The 17,246-nt window shown below is 51.4% G+C and carries 16 protein-coding genes; 14 read left to right on the top strand and 2 right to left on the bottom strand.

What is annotated here, in order from left to right:
• The first annotated feature begins 15 nt into the window (after window positions 1-15).
• From FPL14_RS25810 to FPL14_RS25850, 9 genes are all read left to right on the top strand, one after another.
• Complete coding sequence (locus FPL14_RS25810) at window positions 16-984, top strand: helix-turn-helix transcriptional regulator (protein WP_182300412.1); 969 nt, start codon at window positions 16-18, stop codon at window positions 982-984.
• Window positions 985-1,052: 68 nt separating this feature from the next.
• A complete protein-coding gene (locus FPL14_RS25815) occupies window positions 1,053-1,820 on the top strand; it encodes an effector binding domain-containing protein (RefSeq protein WP_182300413.1) in 768 nt (255 codons plus the stop codon).
• Window positions 1,821-2,130: 310 nt separating this feature from the next.
• The gene (locus tag FPL14_RS25820; RefSeq protein WP_182300414.1) at window positions 2,131-3,750 is read left to right on the top strand and encodes a response regulator transcription factor; all 1,620 of its coding nucleotides are present in this window, start codon (window positions 2,131-2,133) and stop codon (window positions 3,748-3,750) included.
• Window positions 3,751-3,756: 6 nt separating this feature from the next.
• Entirely contained in the window at window positions 3,757-5,538 is a 1,782-nt protein-coding gene (locus FPL14_RS25825) for a cache domain-containing sensor histidine kinase (RefSeq protein ID WP_229263678.1), read from the top strand.
• A complete protein-coding gene (locus tag FPL14_RS25830) occupies window positions 5,538-6,521 on the top strand; it encodes a substrate-binding domain-containing protein (protein ID WP_182300415.1) in 984 nt (327 codons plus the stop codon). Before FPL14_RS25825 ends, FPL14_RS25830 begins: the two co-directional genes overlap by 1 nt.
• 180 nt (window positions 6,522-6,701) lie before the next feature.
• On the top strand, window positions 6,702-8,210 hold the full coding sequence (locus FPL14_RS25835) for a sugar ABC transporter ATP-binding protein (RefSeq protein WP_182300416.1): 1,509 nt from the start codon (window positions 6,702-6,704) through the stop codon (window positions 8,208-8,210).
• Between the two features lie 30 nt (window positions 8,211-8,240).
• Window positions 8,241-9,236, top strand: coding sequence for an ABC transporter permease (locus FPL14_RS25840; protein WP_182300417.1), 996 nt, complete (start codon window positions 8,241-8,243; stop codon window positions 9,234-9,236).
• 70 nt (window positions 9,237-9,306) lie between these two features.
• Entirely contained in the window at window positions 9,307-10,320 is a 1,014-nt protein-coding gene (locus FPL14_RS25845) for an ABC transporter substrate-binding protein (RefSeq protein ID WP_182300418.1), read from the top strand.
• Between the two features lie 154 nt (window positions 10,321-10,474).
• Complete coding sequence (locus tag FPL14_RS25850) at window positions 10,475-10,882, top strand: DUF6232 family protein (protein WP_182300419.1); 408 nt, start codon at window positions 10,475-10,477, stop codon at window positions 10,880-10,882.
• 189 nt (window positions 10,883-11,071) lie between these two features.
• Here FPL14_RS25850 and FPL14_RS25855 read toward each other — a convergent pair whose 3' ends face one another.
• Window positions 11,072-12,376, bottom strand: a complete 1,305-nt coding sequence (locus FPL14_RS25855; RefSeq protein WP_229263679.1) for a hypothetical protein — start codon at window positions 12,374-12,376, stop codon at window positions 11,072-11,074.
• A 308-nt stretch (window positions 12,377-12,684) separates the two neighbouring features.
• Here FPL14_RS25855 and FPL14_RS25860 point away from each other — a divergent pair, with 308 nt between their 5' ends.
• From FPL14_RS25860 to FPL14_RS25880, 5 genes are read left to right on the top strand one after another with little or no spacing between them, the layout of a single operon-like run.
• Window positions 12,685-13,266, top strand: coding sequence for a CD3073 family putative ECF transporter S component (locus tag FPL14_RS25860; protein ID WP_182300421.1), 582 nt, complete (start codon window positions 12,685-12,687; stop codon window positions 13,264-13,266).
• Window positions 13,256-13,744, top strand: coding sequence for a CD3072 family TudS-related putative desulfidase (locus FPL14_RS25865; protein ID WP_182300422.1), 489 nt, complete (start codon window positions 13,256-13,258; stop codon window positions 13,742-13,744). Before FPL14_RS25860 ends, FPL14_RS25865 begins: the two co-directional genes overlap by 11 nt.
• Before the next feature lie 34 nt (window positions 13,745-13,778).
• The gene (locus FPL14_RS25870; RefSeq protein WP_182300423.1) at window positions 13,779-14,600 is read left to right on the top strand and encodes an ATP-binding cassette domain-containing protein; all 822 of its coding nucleotides are present in this window, start codon (window positions 13,779-13,781) and stop codon (window positions 14,598-14,600) included.
• Window positions 14,590-15,477: an energy-coupling factor ABC transporter ATP-binding protein gene (locus FPL14_RS25875; RefSeq protein ID WP_182300424.1), complete on the top strand. Its 888-nt coding sequence runs from the start codon at window positions 14,590-14,592 to the stop codon at window positions 15,475-15,477. The genes FPL14_RS25870 and FPL14_RS25875 overlap by 11 nt, the downstream gene beginning before the upstream one ends.
• Window positions 15,456-16,247 carry an energy-coupling factor transporter transmembrane component T family protein gene (locus FPL14_RS25880; RefSeq protein ID WP_182300425.1) on the top strand — a complete coding sequence of 264 codons (792 nt, stop codon included), beginning with the start codon at window positions 15,456-15,458 and terminating at the stop codon, window positions 16,245-16,247. Before FPL14_RS25875 ends, FPL14_RS25880 begins: the two co-directional genes overlap by 22 nt.
• Here FPL14_RS25880 and FPL14_RS25885 read toward each other — a convergent pair.
• Complete coding sequence (locus FPL14_RS25885) at window positions 16,228-17,238, bottom strand: LLM class flavin-dependent oxidoreductase (protein ID WP_182300426.1); 1,011 nt, start codon at window positions 17,236-17,238, stop codon at window positions 16,228-16,230. The two genes, FPL14_RS25880 and FPL14_RS25885, sit on opposite strands and share 20 nt — an antisense overlap.
• Window positions 17,239-17,246: the final 8 nt, after the last annotated feature.

The raw sequence follows: 17,246 nt of genomic DNA on the forward strand, positions 1-17,246 counted from the left end.
GAACGGATGGTGAACATGAAGCTTGACCGTTTGCTCGGAATCGTCATTATGCTGATCAATCGTAGGATGATCCAAGCCAAAGAACTTGCCGATCATTTCGAGGTTTCCGTGCGCACCATCTATCGAGATATCGAGGTCATCAATCAAGCCGGCATCCCCGTCATCTCTTATCAGGGAGCCGGCGGGGGAATCGGCTTGTCGGAAGGCTACCGTCTAGATCGCAACGTTCTGACCAACAATGAACTCGTCGCGATCGTAACCGCTCTGCAGAGCGTCTCGACGACATACGATAACCCGAACCACAAGCAACTGCTCGAGAAGATGCAAAGCATCGTTCCTGCGGAGGAAACGGAGCAATTCCAATTTCGGACTCAGCAGTTCATCGTCGATCTGTCCCCGTGGGGCCGGAAAGGACATTTGGAAGATAAGCTCGCCAAGCTTAAGACGGCGGTGGAAGAGAGCCGCGAAGTGTCGTTTGCGTACTGCAGCGCGCAAGGGGAAGTAACCGAACGCCGGGTTGAACCCTACACGCTCGTGTTGAAGAAGCAAACGTGGTACTTATACGCTCTCTGCCTCGATCGCCGGCAATTTCGATTATTCAAGCTGTTCAGGATGAAAGGAATAACCGTAGAGGAGCGCGCGTTCATCCGGCAATCGATCCCGATCGAACAAATGCCTTGGAAACAGGATTGGTCCGCGCCTGAAACGGCTACGAAAGTGGTACTGCGATTTCATCCAAGAGCCAGGCATCTGGCCGAGGAATGGTTCGACGTCGAATCGCTCGTTGCGGAAAAGGTGGAGATTCCGGGAAAAGATGCGGAGGAACGGTACGTCGTCTCGATGCATTTTCCGGAAGACCGCTGGTTGTACGGGTTTATCCTTAGCTTCGGACAAGACGTGGAAGTGTTGGAGCCGGAGCACATCCGAATTAAGATTAGAGAGATTGCCATGAACATCGGAAAAATTTATGATTCGCTCCCTTGAAAACCTGACAATCAGTTGTCAAGTTACTCCTAGTATAGTCAGGGTATAACCGATAAGGAGTGATTGAGATGTCGCAACAACAGGTTGAATCGCAATGCCAGAGCTGCGGAATGCCGCTAACCGGTCCAGAGGTGTTCGGATCGGATAAGTCCGGCGCCCCCGTTGAGGATTATTGTAGCTATTGTTATACGAACGGGGAATTCACCCAACCTGACTTTACGGTAAACGATATGGTCGGCTTCTGCGTTCCGTTTCTAGTCGAGCAAGGAATGGACGAGAATACCGCTCGCGGGATGCTGGCGGGGTCGCTTCCAAGCTTGAAACGTTGGTCATCCGTTCGAAACGAGCCGTCATACGCGCTGGTGCATAGGGACGAAATCAAGCTGGTCGGCATCGCGACGACGACTTCCAATGAGCAAGAGTTCGGTCCGCAAGCCCAAATCGGCGGTTTGTGGGATAAGTTCTGGAAGGAAGGCGTCCGGCAGTCGATTCCGCATGTGCAGCAAGAATCTCCGCAGCCGATCTACGGATGCTACACCGATTACAAGAACGGAGCGGCGGGCGAATATAAGCTTCTGATCGGCTGCAGCGTGTCCGAGATCGGTCACCTTCCGGCCGGATTGGAGGCCAAGATCCTGCCTGCCTCGCAATATGCCGTATTTACGACTATGAGAGGCCACGCAACGACAGTAGTAATAGAAGCATGGCAAGCGATATGGAGATGGTCGGCCGCATCGAAACTGCAAAGAACGTTCACGGGCGATTTCGAGCTCTACGACGAACGCAGCTCCGATCCCGACAATGCTCAGATCGATATTTACATCGCGGTTAAATGATTGGAACTACGGTTTAAATGATACCTCGCCTTTATAGGTGAGGTTCTTTCTTTTTTCTTCACCTTTATCGATGAGATACATCCCCGCAAAAGATAATTAATAGATTTTCTAACAGATAGAAAAAAATTCAACTACTTTCGAACGTTTTTACATTCCTTTAACGTTTCCAAGAAGTTACGATTGAATTATTTCTATTTATCCGACGGGGGATATTCCTTCTTATAATATGTTAGACTCAGTTAGTGCACGATCGAGCAGATCGATTTTATCGCGTCCGTAGCCCACTAGATCAACAAGAGGCGGGGATATCATGTATAAACTACTCATCGTCGACGACGAAGCATTGGTACGGGAAGCGATCAAGGAACAGATGAGTTGGGAGCAGCTCGGCTTCGTATGTATCGGCGATTGCGAGGACGGGAAGGAAGCGCTCGAATTCATCGAACGGGAGACGCCCGACGTCGTCCTGACCGATATCGGAATGCCTTTCATGGACGGCCTTGAGCTGACGAGCGAGCTGTCTATTAAATATCCGAACGTGAAGGTTATCATTCTGACCGGATACGACGATTTCGAATTCGCGCAGCAGGCATTGAAGCTGCAAGCCGTGGACTATATTTTGAAACCGATTACAGCTACGGAGCTCGAAGAGATCATCCGTAAGCTCGCCCGGGAAATGGATCACGAGAGAAGGCAGATCCAAGATTACGAGCATCTGAAACGCGAGTTAACGGCAAGCATGCCTTTGCTTAAGGAGCGGTTTCTGGAGCGGCTCGTTACCGCGCCTATGACCGAGAAGCAGATCAGGGAAAGCTCCGGTTACTTCGGAATCGAATGGAACGGACCGTACTTAATCGAGCTCGCGATCGACGTGGACGAATTCGAGTGGAGCGTTCCTTCAACTTTGTCCGATCAGGAGCTTATTCGATTCGCTCTCTTTAATATCGCGCAAGAAATCACGGAGAAATATACCGGAACCGCGATTTTCCGGGATCGGGAAAATCGCGTGCTCGTACTGCTATCGGGTCCGGATTCCGATGAACTGCAAGAATATTCACTGTCGGCGGCCGATGAAATCCGCAGCGCGGCTACATCTTATTTGCCAATCAAATTATCGATAGGGATAGGGCATGCGAGTATGTTGACGGACAATGCGCCAATAGTCCACCGATCCGCGCTGTCCGCGTTGGACTATCGCTACGTCATCGGAATGAACGAAATCATACGCCTATCCGATATGGAGCGGCGGGAACGGCCGGAACTGCTATCGGTCGTAACTTGGGAAAGCGAACTGGTGACGAAGCTGAAGACCGGAACGCTTCAAGAGATGGACGAATGGCTGAGAAAGCTGTTCGCGACGTTCCGGGAGCATGTATTTCCGATCGATATTTGTTATATCTATCTGCAGCGTATTCTATTGACGATGATGCACACCTTATATGAAGTAAACGGTCACGAGTCGCATGCGTTCGGTGAAGGCGTTAATCCGGTGACCGACATTAACGGCATGACCAATCTGGACGAGATGGAAGAATGGATGAAGGCGCTGTGCGGCAAAGCGGTTACCGTAATCAGAAGCTCGCGCGAGGATCAAAGCGCATTCCAGATAGCTAAGGCTATCGAGTTCGTTAAGGAACGTTATTCGGACCCGGACTTATCGTTAAAGTCGGTTTGCCAGCACGTTTCGTTAAGCTCCAGCTATTTCAGCAGCATGTTCAAGAACCATAACGGCAAATCGTTCGTGGAATTCGTAACGCACGTGCGAATGGAGAAAGCCAAGGAATTGTTGAATTTGACGGCGATGAAGAGCTACGAAATCGCTTATGCGGTAGGGTATAGCGACCCGCATTATTTCAGCGGTGCCTTCAAAAAGCATACCGGAGATACGCCTACGGACTATCGCAATAAAATGACGACAGGGAAAGCGTGATGACAGGTGGGTATCTTCTCGCGACTACGCAGCATTCAGACGAACATGGTGCTCGCATTTGTTATTCTGATTTTGATGACCATACTGATCATGAGCATTACGTCTTACTATTTGACTAAAGAAGCGGTTAAATCGAAAGCGCAAGCGTACACGACCGAGCTTGTGAAACAGGTAAATAACAATATCAAATCTTACGTGAACGGCATGAAGAGCATGTCCGATCTCGTAGTCGGCAACCACGCCGTTCAGCAATATTTGTCCACCACGGAATTCGGCAGCCTGCAAGAGGAGAAGAAAGCGAAGGAAGCCGTAGCCGATATGCTAGAGTCGATGCTCGTATCCCGGACGGATATTTCGTCGGTTAACGTGATCGGTTACGGAGGACAGTTCGTGTCCGGAAGGAAGGATCTGGAGCTTAATCCTTACATCGATATTACCGGTTTAAGTTGGTATACGAAAGCGAAAGAAGCGGGCGGGGAGAGCGTCATCTCTCCCTCGCACGTCCAGCCGGTGTTCAAAGATCGATATCCTTGGGTCGTCTCGCTAAGCCGGGAACTCATCAGCAGGGACGGACAGACGAAGCTCGGCGTCTTTTTGGTCGATCTGAATTTCAGCGTCATGAACGATATGGTCAAAGAGATTAGGCTTGGCCAACGGGGTTATTTGTTTATCGTCGATTCCGGCGGGAAAATCGTGTACCATCCGCAGCAACAGCTCATCTATAGCAATTTGAAGTCCGAGATGATCGATCAGGTGCTCGAAATCGAGAACGGTACGTTCACGAGCGACGAAGGCAGCGATAGTCGGATGTATACGGTGCAAAACTCCGATTTCGGCTGGAAAATCGTCGGCGTATCGTACGTGAACGAACTTGTCGATAACCAGAACGAAGTTCGGTTGTCCTTTATTATTCTGGGGTTGATTTGCATCGTCATCGCGATCGTCATTTCGGTTTTCCTATCGCAGCGGGTCAGCCGGCCGATCAAGCAACTGCAGGACTCCATGAAAGAAGTGGAGAAAGGCAATTTCGATATTCACGTGAGCGTTCCCAAGACGATCGAGATCGGCAGGCTTGCGCGGGCATTCAATATCATGGTCGGGAAAATCAAAGAGCTGATGTCCCAGACGGTGCTCGACCAGGAGCAGAAACGCAAGAGCGAAATCAACGCGCTTCAAGCTCAGATCAACCCGCATTTTTTGTATAATACGTTGGACTCCATCGTTTGGATGGCCGAGAGCAATAAATCCCGAGAGGTCGTATTGATGACTTCGGCGCTAGCCAAGCTGTTCCGGGCGTCTATCAGCAAAGGAGAAGAGCTGGTATCGATCAAAACGGAAATAGACCATATCACGAACTATTTAATGATTCAGAAAATGCGTTACAAAAACAAATTGGACTACCAGATTGAAATTAGCGATTCGATACAGCATTTTTTGACCATTAAAGTCATTCTGCAGCCGATCGTCGAGAACGCGATCTATCATGGCATCAAGATGAAGCACGGGCCTGGCTTGATTACGATTACGGCCGAGGAGACGGAAGCGGATATCTTCTTGATCGTCGAAGATAACGGAAAGGGCATGGACGAGGACAAGCTGCGGACGATGCTGCTCCCGGCGCCGCAACAGAGCGAAGGAAGAGGCGTAGGCGTAAGAAACGTTCATGAACGGCTTCAATTGTATTTCGGGCCGCAATACGGACTGACTTATAAGAGCTCGTTAGACCAAGGTACGACCGTCTATATTCGCATCCCTAAATCGATTCCGCCGGCAAAGGAGGAAACCTGATGCCTAAGGCACACCAACGGTCGATCGGGGCGATCTTCCTCATTCTCGCAGTCATCGCAGGTCTCTTGTACGGGTTCAACGGACTGTCCGACAAGAAACAGTTAGACATCACGGTCATAATCAAGTCGACGGATGCTTCGATCGAGTTCTGGGAAGTGTTGGTCGATGGCATCCACGAAGCTTCCCAGGAGTTCGATACTAACGTACAAGTGTGGGGCTCCAAAACCGAAACGGACGTCGAGGAGCAAATTGCCCTCGTGGAGAAAGCGATACATGACCGGCCGGACGCCATCGTGCTGGCTGCGAACGACTACGATCTATTGGTTCCCGTCGCGGAAAAGGTGAAGAAGAACGGGATCGATCTCATTATCGTCGATTCCGGAATCCGTTCCGACGTCGCGAGGAGCATTGTCGCTACGGATAACGTCAAAGCCGGCAAAGAAGCGGGCCAAGCGATGAAGCAGCAATTGGCCGGTCCGGCGAAAGTAGCGATCATCAGTTATGTCAAAAACGCCGCTTCGCATATCGACCGGGAAAAAGGAGTTCGGGAAATTCTCGCAGGCAATCCGAACATCGAGTTGCTAGATACTTTTTATGTCGAGGGGTCCGAACAAAATGCTTATTTCATGGCTAAAGAGATATTAAGCAAGTACCCCGACATGCTTGGAATCGTCGGGCTTAACGAACCGACGACGGTAGGAGCGGGAAGGGCGATCCAAGAGCTTGAGCTTAAGGACAGGGTCAAGCTGATCGGGTTCGATAGCTCCTTCAATGAAATCAAGCTCCTGGATGAGGGAGTTATTCAGGCGACCGTCATTCAGCGTCCGTTTCAGATGGGATATTTAAGCATCAAGACGGCAGTGGAGGCGGCAAGGGGGGAGCAAATTCCCGATAGAATCGACACGGGCTCCTTGCTTATAACGAAACAAAATATGTACGAAGAGGAAAACCAGAAGCTGTTGTTCCCATTCGTCGGCAACTGAAGAGGCGGTTTCGGAAGGTCGGTAAACGACTTGCCGAAACCGTCTCTTTGTTTATATTCGCTGAAAGGCAACCTCATAAATTATTCGACTCTTACAGGAAGAAATCACATGTAAGCGCTTCGATTCTGCGTGTAAAGTGAATATCAACAACAAGAACAAGGAGTTGGGAGGGAAACAGCGGTGAGTCAAGTTGTCGTGAAGATGGAAGGTATCGAGAAGCATTTCGCCGGCGTTCACGCCCTAAAGCAATGCCAATTCGAACTGCGTGCCGGGGAAGTGCATGCCCTAGTGGGAGAGAACGGCGCGGGAAAATCGACGATGATGAAAGTGCTGACCGGCGTCTATCAGAAAGATGAAGGGCGCATTATCTATCAAGGGAACGAAGTTCACATTCCCGATACGGGCTCGGCTCAGAAATTAGGCATCAGCATGATCCACCAGGAGTTGAATCTGGCCCTCGATCTAACGGTCGCGCAAAATATTTTTATCGGCAAGGAGCCCCGCAAGGCGATTCGCTTGTTCCTGGACGACAAAGAAATGAATCGGCAGACGGCGATTTTGCTGAAGCAAATGAATTTGGATATCGAGCCGACGACTCCCGTGTCGGAGTTGACCGTGGCCAAACAGCAAATGGTAGAGATCATTAAAGCCATCTCTTACGACTCTCAAGTCATGATCATGGACGAACCGACGGCCGCTCTTAGCGACGCCGAGATCGAAGAGTTGTTCAAGATGATCGATAAGCTAAGAGCCAAAGGAGTAGGCATCGTATATATCTCCCATCGGATGGCCGAGTTGAAAAGAATAACCGATCGAATTACGGTCATGCGGGACGGAAGCTATATCGATACCGTGAATACAGGCGAAGTCAGCATTGACCGAATTATCTCGATGATGGTAGGCAGAGAGATTTATCAGCCGACCAAGCCGGATCGCCGAATGCCGGGCGACAACGATGTCGTGCTTGAAGTACGCAATCTGAACCGCGGGAAAGTGCTTCAAGATGTTAGTTTTTCGCTCCGCAAGGGAGAAATTCTCGGCGTAGCCGGACTCGTCGGAGCGGGAAGAACGGAAACCGCGCGCGCGATATTCGGAGCCGACCCGGTCGAATCCGGGGAGATCTATATTCGCGGCAGTAAAGTGCGGATTTCGGGACCGGATCAAGCGGTCAAGCACGGCATTGGGTATTTGTCCGAAGATAGGAAGCACTATGGCTGCCTGCTAGAGATGGACGTCAAAACGAACGTCGGGATTGCCGCTTTGGAACGGTTCGCGAAAGGCTTCGGCTGGATGAACGACAAGCGAATGGCGGACGTGGCGAACAACGTTGTCGAGGAGCTGAAGGTCAAGACGCCGGGCATCGGGCAGAAGCTGAAAAATTTGTCCGGCGGCAATCAGCAGAAAGTCATTATCGGCAAATGGCTAACGCGCGACTGCGACATTCTGATCTTCGACGAGCCGACGCGCGGAATCGATATCGGAGCCAAGAGCGAGATTTATAAATTGTTGGAGAGTCTAGCGGCCTCGGGCAAGTCGATCATCATGATCAGCTCGGAGCTTCCGGAAATCTTAAGGCTTAGCCATCGCATTATCGTCATGTGCGAAGGAAGAATTACCGGAGAGATGATCAATGACGAACAGGCTACGCAAGAACAGATCATGACGTACGCAACGGACAGAATTAGCTAGAACCGGTATTAAGAAAGAGAGGGAGTCTTCATGAAATTAGCAACAGGAGAAATCCGGAAAAAGCGGTTTGCGGTTAACGCGGGACTGCAGCAGTTTTTGGCCTTCGGAAGCTTGATTTTACTCGTCCTATTTTTCTCGTTAGCATCCGGCAATTTTTTCAATTTCTCCAATATCGTCGGGATTCTGCTCTCTACCGCGGTTATCGGCGTACTGGCGCTGGGGGTCACTTTCGTAATCGTGACCGGAGGGATAGACTTGTCGGTCGGAACGGTAATGACGCTGAGCGCGGTAATGACGGGCGTGTTCATCACGATGTGGGGCTTGCCGGTGTGGGTCGGCATTATCGGGGGCTTGTTAACGGGGGCGCTGTGCGGTTTCGTGTCGGGTTATGCGATAGCGCGGCTAGGCATTCCGCCGTTCATCGCCACGTTGGCCATGATGATGATCGCCAAAGGGCTTGCGCTCGTCATTTCGGGCACGAAGCCGATCTATTTCACGGACGACGAAGTGTTCATGGAAATTTCGTTAGGTTCGGTGCTGGGAGATTTGATTCCCGGATTCGATATTCCGAACGCCGTGCTCGTATTCTTCCTCGCGGCGGTCATCGGCAGCATCTTGCTGGCTCGTACGATCGTCGGACGCTACAACTTCGCGATCGGCAGCAACGAAGAAGCGACTCGTCTCTCCGGGGTTAACGTTCGGAAATGGAAAATTATCATCTATATGATTACTGGCGTGTTTACCGGTCTAGCCGGCGTGCTCATGGCGTCTCGCCTGAACTCGGCGCAGCCTTCGCTTGGAATGGGTTACGAGCTCGAGGCCATCGCGGCCGTCGTCATCGGCGGCACTTCGCTCAATGGCGGTAAAGGAACGATCGTAGGCACGGTTATCGGCGCGTTGATCATGAGCGTATTGACGAACGGTCTTCGCATTATGTCGGTTCCTCAAGAGTGGCAGACGGTCGTCGTCGGTTTTGTTATCTTGCTCGCCGTATACGCGGATATTTTACGTCGTCGCAAAGCCTAACGCTGGTATGGTCTCCGATGGAGATTATATAAATCAAGCAATTATCTTTCATAACAAAGGGGATACGAGGATGAAAAAGGGTTGGTTATTGATGGTATTGGCGCTTATGCTCGTCATCAGCGCTTGCGGTTCGAACAACAACAACAACGGCAACAAAGGAAGTTCGTCGTCGCCTGCGGCTTCTCCAAGCGCGGAAGCGAAGGCCGAAGGACAAAAGATGTACATTCCGATCATCTCCAAAGGGTTCCAGCACCAATTCTGGCAAGCGGTCAAAGCCGGAGCGGAGAAAGCGGCCGCCGAATTGAACGTCGAGATTACTTTCGAAGGACCCGAAACCGAATCGCAAGTCGATAAGCAGCTTGAGATGCTTCAAGTAGGCTTGGACAAAAAACCGAGCGCGATCGGATTCGCTGCGCTCGACAGCCAAGCTTCGATTCCGCTCCTGAAGAAAGCCCAAGATGCCGGAATTCCGATCGTCGCATTCGACTCCGGCGTGGAAAGCGATATTCCGGTAACTACGGTTGCAACGAACAATGCGGTAGCGGCAGGCATCGCGGCGGATAAAATGGCCGAGCTTATCGGCGGCGAAGGCGAAGTCGCGGTCATCGCGCATGACCAAACGAGCCGCACGGGCATTGATCGCCGCGACGGATTCGTAAACCGTATAAAAGAAAAGTATCCGAACATCAAAATCGTCGATATCCAATACGGCGGCGGGGACCACTTGAAATCGACCGATGCCGCTAAAGCCATTATGCAGGCTTACCCGAACCTCAAAGGCTTCTTCGGCACGAACGAAGGCTCCGCGATCGGCGTCATCAACGCGGTAGCCGAAACGAAAAAAGAAGGAAAAATTACCGTTATCGGCTATGACTCCGGCAAAGCGCAAATCGATGCGATCAAAAACGGCCTGATGGCGGGAGCGGTATCGCAAAATCCGGTCGGCATCGGTTATGAAACGGTTAGAGCAGCCGTAGCTGCCGCGAAAGGCGAACAAGTAGAGCCTGTAATCGACAGCGGATTCGTATGGTACGACAAAACGAATATCGACAACGAAGACGTCAAAGCCGTTCTCTATGAATAAACGAATATAACTAGCGAAATGCCGAAACAGCCAGCCGCAGCTCGGAGAGCGAGGGCTGGCTGTTTTGTTGTTTTTTTGGCAAGGCAAGGTAGGTATTTCCATTTGGATGTCGAACTTACATCTATGAACCCATCCTTGAGGAGGAATAATGACGATGGAAAACCAACCGATCTATAAGGATAACAATTTCACCATAACAAGGGAACTGTTCGTAAGCGGGAATACTCGGTTTGCCATCCAGCATTTATGTTCGATTAAGTTGACCAAGACGAAGAGGCAGATTCCCTATACGTTATTGGTCATTGAAATCCTCCTTATTGCAACCGGATTCATATGGGACTTCCGATTCCATTCCATCGTCACTTTAATAGGTTTTCTTGGGCTGATCGCTAACGTGTTGCTGTATATTTTCGTGAAACCGGTCCATAAGCTGGCGCTGTCGTTTTCCTCCGGAGAACGAGAGATTATCGGCGTGACGGATTATGCTTATCTTGAAGGGCTTGCCACTGCTTTCAGCCGTTCCATCGTGGAGACGAAGCAGCGGAATTTGATGATTAGTTAGGCATGTTTATTTGCTTCAAGCTCCTAGGACGGAGTTGATACATTCACATAGGCCAAAAAAGTGCCTTCATTGCGTCGAAGCGGCCGAGCTTGCCGAACGAAGGCCCAAAATAGTAAAAGCGAGAAATAGAATTAGGGGTTGGACAATAAGGTCTATTCTAGACTTTATTGTCCAACCCCTATATTTTACTTACTTCGATTCGCCGTTCAAGTAATTGAAGAAAGGTCCATCGACCCAGAAATCATAGTTGATTACCTTTACGGAAGGATCAAGCTTCTCGAACCCGGCGGCAACGGCCGCGGATTGCTCTTTGAGCGAGAAGGATTGAGCGTAATAGTGGCCTTTTTCGATTTTGTTGTTGGAAATTTTCTTATAGTTTTTGAGCTCCGTTATAGAGAAATACAGCGGTTGCCACCAAGAGCCGTAGATGAGGCCGGGCTGGTTCTCTTCGTTCTTCTTGGCGTATTTAAGCACGATCTGATCGAACCGGGCTTTGTCCGCCGCCGATGCGAATTCGAATGCCAGGTCGTATTCTTTGGCGTATTCGATATAGTTTCCGTTCTCGATCTGCACGACTTCGAACAAGTCGGATACGCCGGGATCCCCCCATTCCTTCAAATAAATGAAGGCGGACGTTTTGGGCTCGAATTGGATTTTGGCCCGAATCCCCTCGCTGCGAAGCAAACCGACAAGCTGGAGAGCATGCTTGAAGTCGGAGTGTCCGTATACGAGCGACAACGAATCTACGAAGTTAGCATCGAAACGGCTATCTTTCAGATTGTAACCCGTTACGAGATTTTGCTTCAGTGCTTCGTCCACGATATTCCTCAGCTCGGGAGCTTTGATAATGTCCGAAGTCCGATAAGCGTCGTATAATTTGGCGTAAATATCGGAGTCGGACGAATACCCGATATAATGCTTGTATTGACCATTAGCTTCAAGAACCTTACCGAGCAGGACGGTAGAGAGCGACGCGGAAGCTGCCGCGTTATTCCTAATGTCCCCGAAGTAATCGGAAGGGAGCAGTCCGGTATCGACCGCTGCTGCCAACGCCCGAGCTTCCTTGGAAGAGTAAACGTCGGATTTCCAGTTTAATTTCAGTTTGGCCAGCGATTTCTTCGTTTTGTCGGCAGGATATGTAGAGGCAAGTTCTTCAAGATCGGCCGCTGCCAAGGCGATCTGCACGGCTTCGATTGCTTTCAGGCGATCGTTTGGTTTGCTAGCAGCCGTCGCTTCGATTGCCGATGGAGCGAGAATCTTATTTACCGCCGCGGCGTATTGTCCTTTCGTAACCTTCTGTCCGATTACGATTTTGTATTTTTCTTTTAGGAAAACGCCGTATTCTTGAGCTAGAGAAGAGGAGGCGCTTAGGACGTTCGATGAAACGCTGGATGCTGCCGATGACCAGGACGGCGCCGCTGCGGCCGATGCCGATAATAGGATTGCGGATGCTAGAAACAGCTTGGAACCTAATCTGAGTTGTTTTTTCATCATCAAAAACCTCCAATTATAATAGGGTTACTCGGAAATGTTAGAGTTGATCATAACACCGGTTTTGGAATGCTGTCAATCCATTGACAACGCGAATCCGATTGTTATATCGTAAAACCAATCGGATAACTCAGATATCTACCGTACAACCGGAGATCATCGGCCTATGCGCTGATTTTCTCTGGTTTTTGTATTCGTCGGAGACGCCGTTTCATGTCCGGGAGGGCGGCAGATCTCGTGTATGTACAAGGGAGGGATAAAGGCTAGTTCATCACCGGCACGCTACTAATCTAAATTTGGAGGATGAAAGCATGAATCAGAGAACGCTTATCTTAACGCTGGGAGCATTGGCGGTAGCGATTAACGTCATTGCCGGCACGGTTATCGGGAATTTGAATATCCCGTTTTTATTTTTGGACGTCATCGGCACGATTTTCATCGCTGCGTTATACGGCCCATATTGGGGGGCTCTTGTCGGATTGTTGACGAATCTCGTACTCGGGGTTACTTCAAGCTATACGTCCATCCCGTTCGCGATCGTTAATATTCTCGTCGGTCTTATCGTAGGATTCGCTACCCTAAAGTTCGGATATACGATCAAGACGGCTCTTGTATCGGGTGTTCTGCTAGGAGTGATCTGCCCGGCGGTCGGTACGGTTATCGCGGTGGCGGTGTTCGGCGGCTTAACGGGCGGAGCGACGGATATTTTCGTGTTATGGCTCAAAAACGCCGGCTCCAGCGTATTCGCCTCCGCGTTCCTGCCGCGGCTATGGGGGAATCTAGCGGACAAAATCTTATCGGCCGTGCTGATCTACTATGTGTTGAAGGGGATTCCGCAATCGTTGCTGAAGCGCCCGGCCGTTCGCCAATCGGGGCAATCCAATGCGGCGTAGTAAACGAATTATCGTCGTTTCCCATTGCGTGCTGAACCAGAACGCCGTTGTCTCCGATGAGGCAAGAAGCCCCGGCGTCATGAAGGCGGCGGTGGATTGGGCGAACGAGCAGGAATTCGGCATATTCCAGTTGCCTTGTCCCGAATTTACTTTTCTAGGTCCCGATAGACCTCCAATGACCGTCGAGCAATACGATACGCCGGAGTTTAACGAGCATAATCGGAAAATTCTGCTGCCGTACCTAGAACAACTGAAGGTGTATCAGGACCACGGTTATGAAATCGTAGGAGGGATCGGGATATCGGATAGTCCGTCCTGCGATCCGGGCAAGGGCATCTTCATGCGCGACTTTCTGTCGTTCGCGGAGCAATCGGGCGTAAAGATCGATTACTTCTGGCAAATCCCGAATACGGCGGAGGGAACGTTCGACCCCGCCGACCCTAAGAGCGTGTTTGGAGCAGTACCGCAAGTCAGATAGAAAGCCGCTACTCTACGAAGAAGGTGCCGCTAACATGATAACGATCGAAAATGTTTCTTTTGCTTATCCAAGCATGGATATTGAGCCTCGTTACGCTTTGCGAAACGTTAATTTGGATATTCAAGAGAACGAGTTTATTGCTTTCCTCGGACCGAACGGTTCGGGGAAATCTTCTTTATCGAAGCTATTAAACGGAATCGAACAGCCCACCGAAGGCGCGATCGGCGTTGACGGGCTTTCGGTCGCCGAAGGGTCGTCGATTAGAGCCGTGCGCAAGAAGGTTCAGATCGTGTTTCAAAATCCGGAAAACCAGCAGGTCGGCGTCACGGTCGGAGAAGATATCGCTTTCGGATTGTCCAATATGGGTTGGGCGAGGGAAACCATGTCTTCCAGAATAAGCTGGGCGCTTAAGACGGTAGGTCTGGACGTAGACGAAGATCGCTTAGTGACTCAGCTGTCGGGAGGGGAGAAGCAGAAGCTGGCGCTTGCCGCCGTGCTCGCCATAGATCCGGAATATCTGATCTTGGACGAGGCCACCTCCATGCTGGATCCGACCGGAAGAAGGCAGTTTCTTTGCTCGCTAGCCGAAGCGCGCCGGACGAAGTCGTTCGCCGTTATTTACGTGACCCATCATATGGAAGAGGTGATGGACGCCGATCGTTGGGTATTGTTCTCCGGAGGCTCCATTCGAGCGGTGGGGCGACCGGACGAGCTGTGGAGGCAGCAAGATTTATTGCGGGATTGCGGACTAGAACTGCCCTATCGGCATCGTCTTACGTTGGAGCTGGAACGACGCGGGATCCCCGCGAACGCAATCGATAGTTTGCTGAATGGAGGGACCCGCGATGCGGATTGAATTAAACGGCATAAGGTTTAACCACGGCAAGCCAAAGCGCCGGGGAAAAACAAACCTTCTTCCCAACGTGCTGGAAAACGTCGGTTTCGCGATCGAACCCGGAGAGAAGGTAGCTATATGCGGGAAGTCGGGCAGCGGAAAGTCTACGCTTCTGCAATTGATGAAAGGCTTCATCCGCTCGACCGGAGGAACGTTAAAGCTGGACGGATACGATCCCCATCTGGATCGCAGACCGGAATTGTTCGACCGCATCGGCTACGTCTTCCAATACCCGGAGCACCAATTGTTCGCTCCTACGGTAGCCGAAGACGTCGGATTCGGGCTGCGGAATTCCAACCTGACTCCCGAAGAACGGGAGAATAAGATTAGGCGAGCGCTGGATGCCGTCGGGTTGCAGGAGAATCAATATGCGACCCGAAGTCCGCTCGAGTTAAGCGGCGGAGAGAAAAGGAGGGCCGCCATCGCGGGCGTTCTCGTGCTTGAACCGGAAGTAATCGTGCTCGACGAACCGACGGCGGGTTTGGATCTGCCTTCCCGCACGGCATTATTCGATCTGCTTCGAGAATTAAACGAGAGTAGGGGCACTACGGTCATTTGGGTTAGCCATCAATTGGATGAAATCCTTGAGCACGCTCCGCGTATGCTTGCGTTGCATCACGGCGTCATCGTGGCGGACGGAGCCCCGGCGGATCGGATCGCTGACCCGTCCGTTAGGTCGTTATTCGATTGGGAAGAACCGACCGCGCTTGCGATCGCCAGATGGTTTAAGGAGAGTCGCGGCATCGTTATCGCCGAACCTTGGAACGAGAAGAACGTCGCGGACGCTTATCAATTCATCATAGAGAGGGATTCCGAATGGCTTCAGGCAGCTACTTAATATTCGAGAAGAGAAATTCATGGATCGAAAGCTGGGATCCCCGGATTAAAATCGTCGCATTAGCCGTGTTTTCCTTAAGTATAATCATTCACCATTCGCCCGCGCTGAAGACGGTTCAATTGTTGGTCCTCGTCGCGTTGTGGGGGATCGCGAAGCTAAGATGGAGCACTTTCCTGTGGACTTTGCTTTCTTTAAGCTTGTTCTTCGCGTCAACGATGGTATTTCGGGCGGCGTTGAGCACGAAGCCGGAAGATACCTTAGTTCACTGGGGAGGGATGACGTTCTCGCGGGAGGGGATCGTATCGGGAATTCTGATGTGCGAGCAAATCTTCGGCATCGTCATCCTTTTGTCCTTGCTGGTGAGAACGACTTCCCCGGTCGTGCTGGCGGAAGGAATGGAGAAGCTTTGTTCTCCGCTTAAGAAATGGAAAGTTCCCGTTCACGATGCGGTGATGATGTTCTCGATCGCGCTAAGGTTCGTGCCTTTGCTGCTCGAAGAATTCGATACGGTACGGAAAGCTCAGATCGCGCGCGGCGGCGGATTTCACCGAAAAGGCGTCATGTCCCGGTTTAAAGGCGTATTGCCGATGCTTATTCCGCTATTCGTGCTCTCGATCCATCGGGCCAAAGATTTGGCGATCGCGATGGAATCCCGCGGATACCAAGGAGAAGAAGGACGTACCCCGATACGCGAGTATCGGATACGTCCTTCGGATGTATTGGTATTGACGATTAGCATCCTATTCTTGGTTAGCGTAGCTCTTGTCTAGCGTCAGCGATAATCTCGAACGATCTCAATCGAGCTTGGTGGTCAAAAATTTGCGATGCGATGATGAGCTCGTCCGCGCCAGTCTCGCGGACGACGGATTGCAATCTGTCTATCAATTGAGCTTTGTCCCCGACGACCGCATATCCGAATTGTCTCTGAAGAGCCGCTTCCTCTTGGGGAGACCATAGACCGTCCATGCTGTCTACGGGAGGCGGCAATTGTCCGAAACGTCCGCGAATCATGTTCAGGAAGGCTTGCTGCTGCGAAGTGGCAAGCCTTTTGGCTGCTTGCTCGGTATCCGCGGCGGTAACGTTAAGCCCGACCATGACATAGGGCTTAGCCAATGCGGCCGACGGACGGAAGTTGCCGCGGTAGATTTCCAATGCAGGAATTAAATAATCCGGCGCGAAATGGCTGGCGAACGCGAACGGAAGACCGAGCTGGCCGGCCAATTGAGCGCTGAAGCCGCTTGATCCGAGGAGCCAGATCGGGACATTCAAGCCTTCGCCGGGGATGGCGCGGACGATGTTGCCGGCGGTTCCTATCGACGGATCGAAGTAAGCGCGAAGCTCGCTAAGAAGCGCCGGGAAGTCTTCCCCTCCGGCTCCCAAGCCTCTGCGTAAAACGCGCGAAGCGGCTTGGTCGGAGCCGGGAGCTCTTCCAAGGCCTAGATCAATCCGATTAGGATACAGCGATTCAAGGGTACCGAATTGTTCCGCGATAACTAGCGGCGCGTGATTCGGGAGCATGATGCCGCCCGAACCGACGCGAATCGTCGACGTGCCGGCGGCGACATGCCCGATGACGACGGAAGTAGCCGAGCTGGCGATGCCGGGCATGCTGTGGTGCTCCGCGAGCCAGAAACGGCGATACCCCCATTGCTCCGCGTGCTGGGCGAGGTCAAGCGTGTTACGGAAAGACACGGCAGCCGTGCTCCCTTGAACGATAGAAGCCAGATCAAGAACGGAAAAAGCGACAGGTTGTGTTGTCAAAGCGGTTT

The organism is Cohnella cholangitidis (assembly GCF_014107495.1).
Classification (GTDB): domain Bacteria; phylum Bacillota; class Bacilli; order Paenibacillales; family Paenibacillaceae; genus Cohnella; species Cohnella cholangitidis.